The 15379-nt window shown below is 55.5% G+C and carries 13 protein-coding genes, 1 tRNA gene and 1 pseudogene; all 15 read right to left on the bottom strand.

Annotation, left to right across the window (positions count from 1 at the left end; all coding sequences use genetic code 11):
* The coding region (locus tag RCH91_RS16730) for a GTP-binding protein (RefSeq protein ID WP_306536001.1) at positions 1 to 127 on the bottom strand (127 nt) is incomplete at its 3' end.
* A gap of 28 nt (positions 128 to 155) precedes the next feature.
* Positions 156 to 2234, bottom strand: coding sequence for an elongation factor G (gene fusA / locus RCH91_RS16725; RefSeq protein WP_306536142.1), 2079 nt, complete (start codon positions 2232 to 2234; stop codon positions 156 to 158).
* A 37-nt stretch (positions 2235 to 2271) separates the two neighbouring features.
* A complete protein-coding gene (gene rpsG, locus RCH91_RS16720) occupies positions 2272 to 2742 on the bottom strand; it encodes a 30S ribosomal protein S7 (RefSeq protein WP_306536140.1) in 471 nt (156 codons plus the stop codon).
* A gap of 22 nt (positions 2743 to 2764) precedes the next feature.
* On the bottom strand, positions 2765 to 3136 hold the full coding sequence (rpsL, locus tag RCH91_RS16715; RefSeq protein WP_306536139.1) for a 30S ribosomal protein S12: 372 nt from the start codon (positions 3134 to 3136) through the stop codon (positions 2765 to 2767).
* A 122-nt stretch (positions 3137 to 3258) separates the two neighbouring features.
* On the bottom strand, positions 3259 to 7440 hold the full coding sequence (gene rpoC / locus RCH91_RS16710; protein ID WP_306536138.1) for a DNA-directed RNA polymerase subunit beta': 4182 nt from the start codon (positions 7438 to 7440) through the stop codon (positions 3259 to 3261).
* Between the two features lie 78 nt (positions 7441 to 7518).
* Positions 7519 to 11631, bottom strand: a complete 4113-nt coding sequence (gene rpoB, locus RCH91_RS16705) for a DNA-directed RNA polymerase subunit beta (RefSeq protein WP_306536136.1) — start codon at positions 11629 to 11631, stop codon at positions 7519 to 7521.
* A 163-nt stretch (positions 11632 to 11794) separates the two neighbouring features.
* Positions 11795 to 12175, bottom strand: a complete 381-nt coding sequence (rplL, locus tag RCH91_RS16700; protein WP_306536135.1) for a 50S ribosomal protein L7/L12 — start codon at positions 12173 to 12175, stop codon at positions 11795 to 11797.
* 47 nt (positions 12176 to 12222) lie between these two features.
* On the bottom strand, positions 12223 to 12747 hold the full coding sequence (gene rplJ / locus RCH91_RS16695; protein ID WP_306536134.1) for a 50S ribosomal protein L10: 525 nt from the start codon (positions 12745 to 12747) through the stop codon (positions 12223 to 12225).
* 177 nt (positions 12748 to 12924) lie between these two features.
* A complete protein-coding gene (gene rplA, locus RCH91_RS16690; RefSeq protein WP_306536133.1) occupies positions 12925 to 13629 on the bottom strand; it encodes a 50S ribosomal protein L1 in 705 nt (234 codons plus the stop codon).
* Between the two features lie 19 nt (positions 13630 to 13648).
* Positions 13649 to 14074, bottom strand: a complete 426-nt coding sequence (gene rplK, locus RCH91_RS16685) for a 50S ribosomal protein L11 (RefSeq protein WP_306536132.1) — start codon at positions 14072 to 14074, stop codon at positions 13649 to 13651.
* A gap of 63 nt (positions 14075 to 14137) precedes the next feature.
* Positions 14138 to 14665: a transcription termination/antitermination protein NusG gene (nusG, locus tag RCH91_RS16680; protein WP_306536131.1), complete on the bottom strand. Its 528-nt coding sequence runs from the start codon at positions 14663 to 14665 to the stop codon at positions 14138 to 14140.
* A 15-nt stretch (positions 14666 to 14680) separates the two neighbouring features.
* The gene (gene secE, locus RCH91_RS16675; protein WP_306536130.1) at positions 14681 to 14866 is read right to left on the bottom strand and encodes a preprotein translocase subunit SecE; all 186 of its coding nucleotides are present in this window, start codon (positions 14864 to 14866) and stop codon (positions 14681 to 14683) included.
* Between the two features lie 25 nt (positions 14867 to 14891).
* Positions 14892 to 14968, bottom strand: a tRNA-Trp gene (locus RCH91_RS16670).
* Positions 14969 to 15019: 51 nt separating this feature from the next.
* On the bottom strand, positions 15020 to 15169 hold the full coding sequence (gene rpmG, locus RCH91_RS16665; RefSeq protein WP_306536129.1) for a 50S ribosomal protein L33: 150 nt from the start codon (positions 15167 to 15169) through the stop codon (positions 15020 to 15022).
* A 69-nt stretch (positions 15170 to 15238) separates the two neighbouring features.
* Positions 15239 to 15379: pseudogene (gene tuf, locus RCH91_RS16660) on the bottom strand (elongation factor Tu); the annotation flags it as partial.

The raw sequence follows: 15379 nt of genomic DNA, 5'->3' as shown, positions 1-15379 counted from the left end.
CAGCCTGACCCTGCTCGGCCAGAACCCGCGTGATGGCGGCGGTCAGCGTGGTCTTGCCGTGGTCTACGTGACCGATCGTCCCTATGTTGACGTGCGGTTTCGTTCTCTCGAATTTTGCCTTTGCCATGTAGGATTCCTCCCCCTATGGAAATTAATTACCCTTTTACTTTAGCAATGATTTCTTCAGCTACCGATTTCGGCACCTGCTCGTAATGATCAAAAGTCATGGTATACGTTGCACGACCTTGGGTGGCAGAGCGGAGGTCGGTGGCATAACCAAACATCTGTGCCAGTGGTACCATTGAGCTTACGACCTGTGCTCCGGCCCGGCCTTCCATGCCCATGATTCTGCCACGGCGTGAGTTGAGATCGCCGATAACGTCGCCCATATACTCTTCGGGAACCACGACTTCTACAGCCATGATCGGCTCAAGAAGAACAGGCGACGCCTTTGCAGCAGCCTCCTTGAACGCCATAGATCCGGCAATCTTGAAGGCCATCTCTGATGAGTCAACCTCGTGGTACGAACCATCAACAAGGGCAACCTTGAAGTCAACACAGGGGAAGCCGGCGAGAACACCAGTATCCATTGCCTCCTGAATACCCTTATCTACCGCAGGGATATACTCGCGGGGAACAACACCCCCCTTGATTGCATCGACAAACTCATAACCCTTGCCAGGCTCTTGGGGCTCCATCTCGATCCAGACGTGACCGTACTGACCGCGACCACCCGACTGGCGAACGAATTTCCCTTCAACCTTGACCTTCTTGGTAACTGTTTCGCGGTAAGCTACTTGCGGCTTGCCGACATTTGCATCCACCTTGAACTCACGCATGAGTCGGTCAACAATGATCTCGAGGTGAAGCTCGCCCATACCGGAGATAATGGTCTGGCCGGTTTCTTCGTCGGTCTTGACTCGAAACGAAGGGTCTTCACTGGCCAACTTCTGGAGACTAATGCCAAGTTTTTCTTGATCCGATTTTGTCTTCGGCTCTATTGCAATGGCAATAACAGGCTCAGGAAACTCGATGGACTCAAGGATTACCGGAGCATCCTCAGGGCAGAGGGTATCCCCAGTAGTAGTATATTTCAGGCCGACTGCTGCTGCGATATCGCCCGCGTAGACTTCCTTGATTTCTTCACGCTTATTGGCGTGCATCTTCAGAATCCGACCAATGCGCTCCCTCTTCTCCTTAGTGGAGTTATAAACATACGAGCCAGAGTTCAGAACACCCGAATAAACACGGAAGAAGCAGAGTTGGCCCACAAAGGGATCAGTCATGATCTTGAATGCAAGCGCAGCAAAAGGCTCATCGTCCGCAGCGCGCCGCTCAATCTCTGTCCCCTTGTCAGGATCGACACCCACAACCGCAGGGATATCTACGGGAGAGGGGAGGTAATCGACAACTGCGTCAAGGAGGTTCTGAACCCCCTTATTCTTGAACGATGAGCCGCAAATAACGGGGCAAATCTGTATGTCAATGGTTGCCTTACGAATGGCAGCCTTGATCTCGTCCTTTGTTAGCTCTTCACCACCGAGGTACTTCTCCATAAGAACATCGTCGTGGGAGGAAATCTCCTCAATCATTTTTTCCCGATACTCCTGGGCGAGCTCCACGAGGTCGGCAGGGATATCCTCAACATGAAACTTTGCCCCGAGTGACTCCTCATCCCAGATAACTGCCTTCATCTCAACAAGATCAACAACACCCTTAAACTGATCTTCAGCACCAACCGGCAACTGCACAGGCACGGGATTAGCCTTAAGCCGGTCCTTGATCATGGACACTCCACGGAAAAAATCCGCACCGATTCGGTCCATTTTGTTAATGAAGGCAACACGAGGTACCTTGTATTTGTCGGCCTGACGCCAGACAGTTTCCGACTGGGGCTCAACACCACCGACAGAACAAAAGACCGCTACAGCACCATCGAGAACACGGAGCGAGCGCTCCACCTCAATAGTGAAGTCGACATGTCCGGGCGTATCGATTATATTGACCCGATGGTCGCCCCAGAAACAAGTTGTGGCTGCAGAGGTGATCGTAATGCCACGCTCCTGCTCCTGCTCCATCCAGTCCATAGTGGCAGCACCCTCATGGACCTCGCCTATTTTATGGGACACACCGGTATAGAAAAGAATACGCTCCGTCGTGGTTGTCTTCCCTGCATCTATATGAGCCATAATCCCGATATTCCGGGTCTTTTCCAGCGAAACGAGTCGTGCCACAAATTCCTCCAGTTGCTTGTTCGAACCTTATCGTAAACTACCAGCGGTAGTGAGCAAAAGCGCGGTTTGCATCCGCCATGCGGTGGGTATCTTCACGCTTCTTCACCGCCGCACCGCGATTGTTATAGGCATCAAGAATTTCACCCGCAAGTTTGTCGGTAACGGTTTTCTCGGAACGATCGTTGGCATACTTTACCAACCAACGCATTGCGAGAGAGACACGGCGGTCAGCACGAACCTCAACCGGCACCTGATACGTTGAGCCGCCAACCCTACGCGACTTAACCTCCAACGTCGGCTTGATATTATCAAGGCACTTTTTCAGAACCTTTACCGCCTCTTCGCCGGTTTTCTGGGAGACCACATCCAGCGCCCCATAAAGAGCACGCTCAGCAGTACTCTTTTTGCCGCCATGCATAATAACGTTGATCAACTTCGCGACAACCCGGTCGTTAAACTTGGGGTCGGGAAGAATAACTCGTTTTGCTATTTCTCTTCTTCTCGGCATATAACCCTCTCACCAAAGTCGTTTACTTGGGCCGCTTGGCGCCATATTTGGAACGAGCCTGCTTCCGATCCTTAACCCCCACAGAATCAAGCGTTCCACGCACAATATGATACCGAACACCCGGAAGGTCCTTAACCCGACCACCCCGAATAAGAACAACGGAGTGCTCCTGAAGATTATGGCCCACGCCCGGAATATACGAACTAACCTCTATCCCGTTCGTAAGACGAACCCTGGCAACCTTCCGCAACGCCGAGTTCGGCTTCTTAGGGGTCGTAGTGTAAACCCGCGTGCAAACTCCACGCTTTTGCGGGCAACTCTTGAGAGCAGGAGAATCGGACTTTTCTTTTTTACTTTTCCTGCCGATACGGATCAGCTGGTTAATCGTTGGCATACACTATCTCTCCCAGTAAACGGCTTCTCCAGGGGGTACTCGCCCTGCGGAAGCGACAAAGTTATCAGCTGCATCATACCTTGTCAAGATTTTTTTCATTTTTTCTAAAACAGGCCCTATGACTATTCCTCGTGGTCGTCGAACACGTCATCATCAGGGAAATCCTCCTCGACCAGAGGGGGAATAACGGCAACGGGCTCCTGAAGCTCGGCCTGCTCGGCAACGAGCTTCAGGTTACGATAGCGGGACAAACCCGTTCCAGCCGGGATGAGCCGTCCCATGATCACGTTCTCCTTGAGTCCGCGAAGCTGATCCACTTTGCCCTCTATGGCAGCCTGGGTCAGGACCTTCGTCGTCTCCTGGAAGGAAGCGGCCGAGATGAACGATTCTGTGGAGAGTGACGCCTTGGTAATGCCGAGAAGAAGCGGCTCGGCGATTGCCGGCCGGTCTCCCTTTGCCATGACCCGTTCGTTCTCTTCCTCAAAGACAAACCGCTCGAGCTGGTCATCAATAAGCAGGTTGGTGTCGCCCACATCCTTGATACGAACCCTGCGGAGCATCTGCCGGACGATGACCTCGATGTGCTTGTCATTTATCTTGACGCCCTGGAGACGGTAAACCTCCTGCACCTCGTCGACCAGGTACTTGGCAAGCTCCTTGATCCCCAAAACCCTGAGAATGTCGTGTGGATTAGAAGAACCGTCCATGAGGGGCTCGCCAGCACGCACATAGTCGTTTTCGTGGACGCTGATATGCTTGCCCTTGGGAATCAGATACTCTTTGGGTTCGCCCAGCTCAGGGGTGACAATTACTTTCCGTTTCCCCTTGGCATCCTTACCGAAGGTAACAACCCCGTCGATTTCGGATATCACGGCGAAATCCTTCGGCTTGCGGGCTTCGAAGAGCTCGGCAACCCGCGGCAGACCACCGGTAATATCCTTGGTCTTCGTCGTTTCACGCGGGATCTTTGCAATGACGTCGCCGGCGTTGATGAATGAGTCTTCCGCAACGGAGATGTTGGCGCCCACCGGGAGGTAATAGCGCCCGATGGTACCAGCGCTTCCGGTCAGAGATTCTGCATCCGACGCCTTGATGGCGATACGCGGACGCTTGTCAGCATCCCTCGACTCGATGATGACCTTACGGGAAAGTCCTGTCACCTCGTCGAGTTGCTCCTCCATGGTGACCCCTTCGACAATATCGCCGAATTTAACACGACCTGCCACTTCGGTGAGAATCGGCATGGTGTAGGGGTCCCACTCGGCAAGGGTTTCGCCCGGCTTCACAACCTGCTCGGGGCCAAACTTGATCTTGGCACCGTAGACGACAATGTACTTTTCCCGTTCGCGACCGGTTTCGTCAACAATGGCCACTTCACCGTTTCGGTTCATGACGATATGATGACCGTCTACGTTAACAACGCTGTTGATGTTGATGAACTTTACCCGACCTTCAGTACGGACCTCCAGAGAGGTCTGCTCCGCGTGCCGCGAAGCCGTTCCACCGATATGGAAGGTACGCATGGTGAGCTGAGTACCCGGTTCACCGATGGACTGGGCCGCAATGACGCCGACCGCCTCGCCCATGTTGACGATGTGGCCACGGGCCAGATCGCGACCGTAGCATTTGGCACAGATGCCGCGCCGACTCTGGCAGGTGAGCACTGACCGGATCTTGACCCGTTCGAGACCGGCATCCTCAATACGCTTTACAAGAGTTTCATCAATCTCATTGCTTGCAGGAACGAGCACCTCGCCGGTAACGGGATCGAGGATGTCGTCCAGGGCAACGCGACCAAGGATACGGTCACCAATCTGCTCGATCACCTCGCCACCCTCGGTCAGTGACGAGACGGTGAGGCCGTCCAGGGTCCCGCAGTCCGGCTCGGTGATGATGGCATCCTGCGCCACGTCCACGAGGCGACGGGTAAGGTAACCGGAGTTGGCGGTCTTGAGAGCCGTATCGGCGAGACCTTTCCGGGCGCCGTGGGTCGAGATGAAGTACTGCAGAACGTTCAAACCCTCACGGAAGTTGGCCGTAATCGGGGTTTCGATGATTTCACCGGACGGCTTGGCCATGAGCCCACGCATACCAGCAAGCTGCCGAATCTGCTGGGCAGAACCCCGAGCACCCGAATCCGCCATCATGTGGATGGCGTTGAAGGAGGGAATCTTCACCTCCTGGCCGTCGGGGGAGACGATAGTGTCCTTGGAGAGGTTGTCGAGCATCTGCTTGGCGATGTCTTCCGTAGCCTTGGCCCAAATGTCGATGACCTTGTTGTAGCGCTCCCCGTCGGTAATAAGACCCTCGGTATACTGGTTCTGGATCTCTTTCACCTCATCGTTGGCACTCTCGATGATCGCGGGCTTCCCTTCGGGGATCACCATGTCATTCATGCAGATGGAAATGCCCGCAAGGGTAGAGTAGCGAAAACCGGTTTCCTTCAGCCGGTCGGCCAAGATGACAGTCTCCTTGTTGCCGGCAAGGCGGTAGCAGACATCGATCAGATTGACGAGTTCTTTCTTGCTCATCACCTTGTTGATGGCAGAAAAGGGGACCATGTCGGGGAGAATCTCACGGAGCAGGATTCGCCCTGCAGTAGTCTCGGTAATGGCAGGCTGATCGGATTCGTCCAACTGGATGTTCTTTATTCTGACCTTGATCCGAGCCTGCAGGTCGACCTCGCCGGCATCATAGGCAATCCGCACCTCTTCGGGCGACGCGAAGATCTTTCCATCCCCCTTGGCGAAATGGCGCTCCCGGGTCATGTAGTAGATGCCGAGAACCATATCCTGCGAGGGAACAATGATCGGCTTGCCGTGGGCAGGGGACAGGATGTTGTTGGTACTCATCATGAGAACCCGCGCTTCCACTTGGCTCTCGATGGAGAGGGGAAGGTGGACCGCCATCTGGTCACCGTCGAAGTCGGCGTTGAAGGCGGTGCAGACAAGGGGGTGAAGCTGGATGGCTTTCCCTTCGATCAGCACCGGCTCGAAGGCCTGTATGCCGAGACGGTGGAGGGTCGGAGCACGGTTCAGCATAACCGGGTGCTCTTTGATGACCTCTTCGAGGACGTCCCAGACCTCCGGACGCTCTTTCTCCACCATTTTCTTGGCACTCTTGATGGTGGTAACGAATCCGCGCTCTTCAAGCTTGTTGTAAATGAACGGCTTGAAGAGCTCCAGCGCCATCTTTTTGGGCAGACCGCATTGGTGAAGACGAAGTTCAGGCCCCACGACAATAACGGAACGGCCCGAGTAGTCGACGCGCTTACCGAGCAGGTTCTGACGGAAACGGCCCGATTTCCCCTTGAGCATGTCCGAAAGGGATTTGAGCGGCCGCTTGTTGGGTCCTGCAATGGCACGGCCACGACGACCGTTGTCGAAGAGGGCGTCTACGGCCTCCTGAAGCATCCGCTTCTCGTTGCGGATAATAACCTCGGGAGCCTGCAATTCCATGAGACGCTTGAGACGGTTGTTCCGGTTGATCACGCGGCGGTAGAGATCGTTGAGATCGCTTGTGGCGAAACGTCCACCGTCGAGGGGAACGAGGGGGCGCAGTTCGGGCGGCAGGACTGGAATGCACTCAAGGATCATCCACTCGGGACGATTACCAGACTCCTTGAAAGCCTCCACCACCTTGAGCCGCTTGGCGGTCTTTTTCCGCTTCGCCTCACTCGTGGCTTCAACCATCTCCTGACGCAACTGCTCCGCAAGCTGGTCCAGATTGATTGCCCTGAGGCACTCGCGGATGGCAGCTGCCCCCATCCCTGCCTCGAACTGGTAATTGTGCTCCTCCAGAGCCTTCATGTACCGGTCCTCGGAAAGCACTTCGCCGACCGTCATTCCGGTGTTCTTCGGATCGGTGACCGCATAGGCTTCGAAGTAAAGAACCTTTTCAAGGTCTTTCAGGGATATGTCAAGGAGGTTCCCGATCCGCGACGGAAGGGACTTGAGGAACCAGATGTGGGCAACGGGGGTGGCAAGGTCGATGTGCCCGAGGCGCTCGCGACGAACCTTGGAGGGGATGACTTCGACACCGCACTTCTCGCAGACGATCCCACGGTGCTTCATGCGCTTATACTTGCCGCAGTTGCACTCGTAGTCCTTGGTCGGGCCGAAGATTTTTGCGCAGAAAAGACCGTCGCGCTCCGGCTTGAAGGTCCGGTAGTTAATGGTCTCGGGTTTTTTTACCTCGCCGAACGAACGTTCACGGATTTTATCCGGCGAAGAGATGGAGATGCGGATCGCCGAGAAGTGGAGCGGGTCCTTCGGTTTATCGAAAAAGCTGAAAAAGTCTTCCAATGTCAATTCCTCCTCTGCTTAGGAGTGGCTGCTGGTCGTGTGATCGTTCCGAGGGCCTGCCTTTACGGATGATGGCCCCTAATCCTCGTCGCCTTCCAAGAGCTCCACGTCGAGACACAGAGACTGAAGTTCCTTGATGAGAACGTTGAACGATTCGGGGAGACCCGGTTCAAGGGTATGCTTACCTTTAACGATCGCCTCGTACATGCGCGTACGACCCGCCACGTCATCGGATTTCACCGTCAGGAATTCCTGAAGGGCATAGGCGGCGCCGTATGCCTCCATGGCCCAGACCTCCATCTCCCCGAGACGCTGGCCACCGAACTGGGCCTTGCCGCCCAGGGGCTGCTGGGTCACGAGGCTGTAGGGACCGATGGACCGGGCGTGGATCTTGTCATCGACTAGGTGGTGGAGCTTGAGAACGTACATGACCCCGACGGTGACCTTGTGCTTGAAGGGCTCACCAGTCTTGCCGTCGAAAAGGGTGACCTGGGCGGTCTCATCGAAACCGGCCTTGTCGAGCATGCTCCGGATCTGCTCCTCGGAGGCCCCTTCGAAAACGGGGGACGCCATTGGTACGCCGCGCTGTAGGCGCTTGGCCACGTTGATCAACTCCTCCTCATCAAGGGAGTCGAGAAACGCATTCATCTCTTGGGAACCGTATACCTTCTCGAGATACTCCTTCACCATGGCAGACGGGGAGTGCTTCTCCAACATCTCCTCGATCTTCCAACCGATTCCTTTTGCTGCCCATCCCAGATGGGTTTCGAGGATCTGACCCACGTTCATACGGGAAGGAACGCCCAGCGGATTCAGCACGATCTCGACGGGACGGCCGTCCTCCATGTACGGCATATCCTCCTCGGGAAGGATGCGGGAAACGACACCCTTGTTACCGTGACGGCCGGCCATCTTGTCGCCGACCTGAAGCTTGCGCTTGATGGCGATGTAAACCTTCACCATCTTGATGACGCCCGGGGGAAGGTCATCGCCCCGCTTGAGCTTCTGGACCTTGTCGTCAAAGACGTATTTGATGATGTCAACCTGCTGCTGAAGCGTGGTGAGAATCGCGGAAACCTTCTCCTCAACTCCCTCCTCGCCACTCACGGAGATCTCGTCCCACCGGTCGAGGGGAATGGCCGTGAGCGCCTCCTCAGTTATGGCAACATCCTTGGCGATGACGGTCTTGCCGTTCTTGTCCTCCACCTTCACGGCAGCCGCCTTGCCGACCAAGAGTCTTTTCAGCTTGCCTACGGCAGAGTCGCGGATAATCCGGATCTCGTCCTGCTCGTCCTTGCGGAGTTTTTCTTCTTCCATCCGCTCGATCATCTCGGTGCGTGAGTCTTTGTCATTCCCCTTGCGGGAGAAGACCTTGGCACCGATGACCGTTCCCTCGACACCCGGCGGAACCCGCAAAGAGGTGTCGCGAACATCCCCGGCCTTTTCGCCGAAGATGGCGCGCAGGAGCTTCTCCTCAGGCGAGAGCTGGGTCTCTCCCTTCGGCGTGATCTTGCCGACAAGGATGTCGCCCGGCTTAACCTCGGCGCCGATCCGGATGATCCCGGACTCGTCAAGGTCCTTAAGGGTCTCCTCGCCCAGGTTCGGGATATCCGAGGTGATCTCTTCCTTGCCGAGCTTGGTGTCACGGGCTACGCACTCGAACTCCTCAATATGGATCGAGGTATAGCGGTCGTCCTTTGTAAGCTTTTCAGAGACAAGGATCGAGTCCTCGAAGTTGTAACCACCCCAGGGCATGAACGCAACAACAACGTTCTGGCCGAGAGCCAACTCCCCCATATCGGTGGAGGGGCCGTCGGCAATGACATCGCGCCGCTTCACGTGGTCGCCCACCTTGACCACCGGCCTCTGGTTGATGCAGGTGTTCTGGTTGGATCGGGCGAATTTGATCAGGTTGTAGATGTCGACCCCGGTGCCGGTCTCGTCATACTCGTCCTCGTCGATCTTGACAACAATGCGGGAGGCGTCGACAGACTCGACGATGCCGTTGTGGCGCGCCACCACGGAAACGCCGGAGTCTTTGGCAACGATCCGCTCCATGCCGGTGCCGACCAACGGAGAGTCAGCCTTCAGGAGCGGTACCGCCTGGCGCTGCATGTTGGAGCCCATGAGGGCACGGTTGGCGTCGTCGTTCTCAAGGAACGGTATGAGCGAGGCGGCAACGGAGACAAGCTGCATCGGTGCAACGTCCATGAGCTCCAGTTCGTCCCGATGCACGAGGAGGAACTCGCCCGATTTACGGGCCGAGACATAGTCGTTCACGAAGCGTCCGTCGGCGTCCATCTCGGCGTTGGCCTGGGCAATGGCATGCCCCTCTTCCTCAAGGGCGGAGAAGAACTTCACCTCAGTGGTGACCTTTCCCTCCTTTACGATCCGGTACGGGGTCTCCACAAAGCCATGCTCGTTGATGCGTGCATAGGTGGAGAGCGATGCGATGAGACCGATGTTCGGACCTTCAGGCGTCTCGATGGGGCAGACCCGGCCGTAGTGAGTTGGGTGAACGTCTCGCACCTCGAAACCAGCCCGCTCACGCGTAAGGCCACCTGGTCCGAGAGCCGAGAGCCGCCGCTTGTGGGTAACCTCCGAGAGGGGGTTCGTCTGGTCCATGAACTGGGAGAGCTGGGACGAGCCGAAAAACTCCTTGACCACGGCCGAAACCGGCTTGGAGTTGATCAGATCGTGGGGCATCAGGTTCTCCACTTCCTGGAGGCTCATCCGCTCCTTGATGGCCCGCTCCATACGGACGAGGCCGATGCGGTACTGGTTCTCCAGAAGCTCGCCCACGGCACGTACCCGGCGGTTGCCCAGGTGGTCGATATCGTCGATGGTCCCTCTACCGTTCTTCAGGTCGATAAGATAACGGACCACTTCAAGGATATCTTCCTTGGTGAGAACCTGGCAGTCGAGGGGAACGTTGAGCCCGAGCTTGAAGTTGAGCTTGAGCCGCCCAACAGCCGAGAGATCATAGCGCTCTGCATTGAAAAAGAGGTTGTCGAAGAGGGCCTGGGCACTCTTGAGCGTCGGGGGATCTCCGGGGCGGAGGCGTCGGTAGATCTCGATGAGCGCGTCGTCAGTGGTGTTTATCTTGTCGGCCAGTAGCGTATCGCGCAAAGAGGAGGTCACATGGAGGTTGTCGATGAAAAGAACCTTGAACTCTGCAATGCCCCGCGCCTTGATCTCGTCGAACTTCGCTTGGGTGATTTCGTCATTGCACTCCACAAGCACTTCGCCGGTGGAAGGATCGACGATATCGGTGGACGCGTATTTTCCGCAGACTTCTTCGGCCTTGATCGGGATTTCGGTGATCCCGTGCTCGGTCATCTTGCGGATTGCCGCCTTGGTGAACTTCCTGTTCGCTTTGATGATGACTTCGCCCGTCTTGGGGTCAGCGATGTCAGCAGAGGTCTTCTGGGTCGTCAGGAGTTCGGGATCGGCCTTTTTCCACATCCGCTCGCCATCCAGGCCGATATCTTCACTCCTGTAATAGAAGTTGAGAAGCTCCTCCGCACTGTTGCCGAGCGCTTTAAGAAGGACTGTAGCCGGCATCTTGCGGCGGCGGTCGATACGGACATAGAGAATGTCCTTGTGATCGAACTCGAAATCGAGCCACGACCCACGGTAGGGAATTACCCGGGCGGAATAGAGCACCTTGCCGCTGGAATGGGTCTTACCTTTGTCATGGTCATAGAAAACACCAGGGGAGCGGTGAAGCTGGCTCACGATAACCCGCTCGGTCCCGTTTATGATGAACGTCCCGTTCTCGGTCATGAGCGGGATCTCGCCGAAGTAGACCTCCTGCTCCTTGATGTCCCGAATCGAACGGACGCCAGTATCCTTGTTCACGTCCCAGACAACGAGGCGCACCTTCACCTTCATGGGGGCGGCAAAGGTCATCCCGCGCTGGTGGCATTCCTCAACATCGTACTTGGGGGTGCCGAGGCTATAGGAAACGTACTCGAGCGAGGCCGTGTCACTGAAATCCTTGATGGGGAAAACGCTTTTGAATACGGCCTCAAGCCCACTGTTCTTGCGTGCTTCGGGGGGGGTGTCAACCTGCAGGAAACGTTTATAGGAATTTTTCTGAATATCAATAAGGTTGGGGATGTCGATTATTTTCTTGATCTTGGCGAAATTCTGGCGCAGAAGCTGGTTATTCGCAATTGAATAAGCCATGTTTTCTCCTTTGGCGAGACTCAATGAGCCTCCAACCCCCTGGATTTAGTGCCTTCTCCGAAGTTGCCCCGGAGCCAGCGGATACGGATGCAGAACGAAAATAGAAGAGCCAAGGCCGCATGAAGCGGCCTTGGCTGATATGCTGAAGCAGTCGGCTCGAGCCTTACTTGATCTCGACTTCTGCGCCAGACTCTACGAGTTGCTTCTTGGCTTCCTCGGACTCTTCCTTGGAAACGCCGGTCTTGACGGGCTGCGGAGCGCCGTCCACAAGATCCTTGGCTTCCTTGAGGCCAAGCCCGGTGAGGGCACGTACAACCTTGATGACGCCGATCTTGTTGGCGCCGGCGGCCTTGAGAATTACGTCAAACTCCGTCTTCTCCTCAGCAACCTCGGCGGCGGCAGCCGGAGCAGCAGCGGCAACAGCAACCGGAGCAGCAGCGGAGACACCGAACTTCTCCTCGAGCTCCTTCACGAGCTCGGCGAGCTCCAGTACGGACATGTTCTCAATGAAGCTGACCACATCGGCTTTGGTGATTTCTGCCATTTCTGTATTCCTCCGTTAGTAACGTTCGTTGATAGTGTAGAGGATGGCTAGTTGCCTTCCTTTTGGACCTTGATTGCGTTAAGCGCGCGGACAAAGCTTCCCGGAACCGCGGCAAGAACGCCGACAAAGTTGGCGACCGGAGCATTAATTGTCCCGAGCAGTTTGGCGATAAGCACTTCACGGCTCGGAAGGTCAGCCAGGGCCTGGATATCGCTGACCGTGATGGGCTTGCCGGACAGTACACCAGCCTTGAGCTTAAAGGTATTTGCCTGGGTCTTTGCAAACTTCGACAGTACCTTTGCGGCTGCAACCGGATCATCATAGCTGAAAGCAATGGCGGTCGGGCCAGCGTAGTGGGGAGACAGCGATTCCTTGTCGGTCTCCTTGGACGCCAACTCCAGAAGCGTGTTCTTCGCAACCTTGTACTCGATTGCGGCTGCGCGGAGTTCGTTCCTCAGCATAGTTGCCTGCTCAACGTTCATGCCGCGGAAATCGGCAAGAAAGACTGCCTTTGCCCGCTTGAGCTTGTCGTGCAGTTCCGCTACCTGTTGCTGCTTGGTTTGTCTATTCAAGCGCCTTCCTCCTTTCTGTTTGGGTTGAGGGCCGGGGCCCCAGCCAAAGTCAGAAAGTACGGGGTTGGTTACTTTCCTGTGACTACCACAAGTCTCGGCAGGCTGCCTGCGCCATTAAGCCCGGACACAACTGTCCATGCACCTGCTGTCTTTGACTTTGGCTTTATATGCTAGAGCTTAGACAAGCTTCGACTGAACGTCGGCGATGTCAAGATTCAGACCCGGTCCCATGGTGGAGGAGAGGCTGATCTTTTTGATGTACGTCCCCTTTGCAGCAGAAGGCTTTGCCTTGACAAGCGCTTCAACAAGGGCAAGAAGATTCTCTTTGAGCTTGTCCGCATCAAAGGATGCCTTGCCTACAGGAGCGTGTACAATACCGGCTTTCTCGACCCGGAACTCAACCTTACCGGCCTTGGACTCCTTAACGGCCCGACCCACGTCAAATGTGACGGTACCGACCTTCGGGTTCGGCATGAGGCCACGAGGCCCGAGGAGCTTACCAATCTTGCCGACAACGCCCATCATGTCGGGAGCGGCAATGGCGGTGTCGAAATCGAACCACCCTTCCTGTATCTTGGCCACGAGGTCCTCTGCGCCCACATGATCGGCACCGGCGTCACGGGCTTCCTTCTCCTTCTCGCCCTTGGCGAAAACGAGAACCCGGACATCCTTACCGAGGCCATTCGGCAGAACCACTGCTCCACGGACCATCTGGTCGGCATGGCGGGGATCGACGCCAAGTCGCACAGCTACCTCGACGGTTTCGTCGAACTTTGCGTAGGCTACCGACTTAACGCTTTCTATACCTTCAACGAGGGGGTAGGTCCGGCTCCGGTCGATCTTCGCCAGCGCCTCCCTATGCTTTTTGGCTGTATTCGGCATCTCTTAATCCACCCTTTCTCTATTGAACTATTTCAACGCCCATGCTGCGGGCGGTCCCTTCGACCGATCTCATGGCAGCTTCAAGCGACGCGGCGTTCATGTCGGGCATTTTCTTGACTGCAATCTCTTTCACCTGCTCCGCAGTCAGCTTGCCGACCTTGTTCTTGTTCGGAACACTGGAGCCGCTTTCGATGCCGATCGCCTTCTTGATCAGAACGGGCATGGGCGGAACTTTGGTGATAAAGCTGAAAGAACGATCTGCAAAGACCGTAATGACAACAGGAGTAATTGTACCCTCGTCGCCCTGAGTCTTGGCGTTGAACGCCTTGCAGAACTCCATAATATTGACACCATGCTGACCTAGAGCAGGGCCGATCGGAGGAGAAGGGTTTGCCTTGCCCGCCGGTATCTGCAGCTTGATGTAACCCGTAATTTTTTTTGCCATTGCGTGCTCCTTGTTCTTCTCGTAGGAGAAGGAAATACCGTATATCAGTCAGCGGGATTATCCCTACTGCTTTTCAACCTGCATGAACTCCAGCTCAACGGGCGTTGCTCGACCGAAAATACTGACCATAACCCGAAGTTTTCCCTTATCAGGCTTCACATCTTCAACCACTCCGGTAAAGTTAAGGAACGGCCCATCCACCACCCGAACCGTTTCCCCCACCTCGAACTGAACCTTGGGCCGGGGCTTTTCGGCACCTTCTTCCATTCTGCGGGTGATTTTGGCAACTTCTTCGTCGGGAATCGCAAAGGGATTGTTTCCCCCGACAAAACCGGTAACCTTGGAGGTTTCCTTTACGACATGCCACGTCTCGTCGTTCAATTCCATATTGACAAGAATGTAGCCAGGAAAAAACTTTCGCGACGAAGTCTTTTTCTCGCCTTTCTTTAGCTCGACAACAGTCTCGGAAGGGATCAGTATCTCTCCAAACTGGTCTTCGAGCCCCAGATTCCTGATGCGCTCCAGAAGGGAGAGACGCACTTTATTTTCAAATCCGGAGTACGTATGGACCCCGTACCACTTGTTTGCCATAGTTGTTTGCGTCCTTTAGCCAAGGATGAGGCGCATCAGCTTTGCCAGAATAACGTCACAGGCCCCGAGATAGATGGAGATAATGACTACAATTGCCACCACGACCCACGTTGTGGAGATGGTTTCTTTGCGGGTGGGCCAAGTCACCTTACCCAATTCGGCTTTGACTTCTGTGATAAAATCTTTGGCTTTTGCGATCACGTGAGGACCCCAGGATGGATAGAAATGGCAGGCCAGGAGGGATTCGAACCCCCAACATCCGGTTTTGGAGACCGGCGCTCTAGCCGTTAGAGCTACTGGCCTGCGTCTGCTGGCACCGCTCATTGCCTAGCGGTACCAAACCTGTGACCGTGGCTACTTGGTTTCCTTGTGGACAGTATGAGTGCGGCAGAAGCGGCAGTATTTACTGAACTCAAGCTTCTGCGGGGTATTCTTTTTGTTCTTGGTCGTCGTATAGTTCCTCTGCTTGCACTCGACGCAGGCAAGAGTGATAATATCTCTCATTGTCTTAACCCTTCATAGTAAAGAATGTGGGCAGGCCTTCGGCCTGCCCACGAAGTCTCTGGCAAACTATTATTCGATAATGGAGCTGACAACACCGGCGCCGACCGTACGGCCGCCTTCGCGGATGGCGAACCGCAGCCCCTCGTCCATGGCGATCGGGGTGATCAGATTTATCGTCACTGCCACGTTGTCGCCTGGCATGACCATCTC

The sequence above is a fragment of the Geobacter sp. genome (assembly GCF_030834625.1).
In the GTDB taxonomy this organism is placed as follows: Bacteria; Desulfobacterota; Desulfuromonadia; order Geobacterales; family Geobacteraceae; genus Geobacter.
Note: the sequence above shows the minus strand (reverse complement) of the source record. Positions and strands in the feature narration are given on the sequence as shown.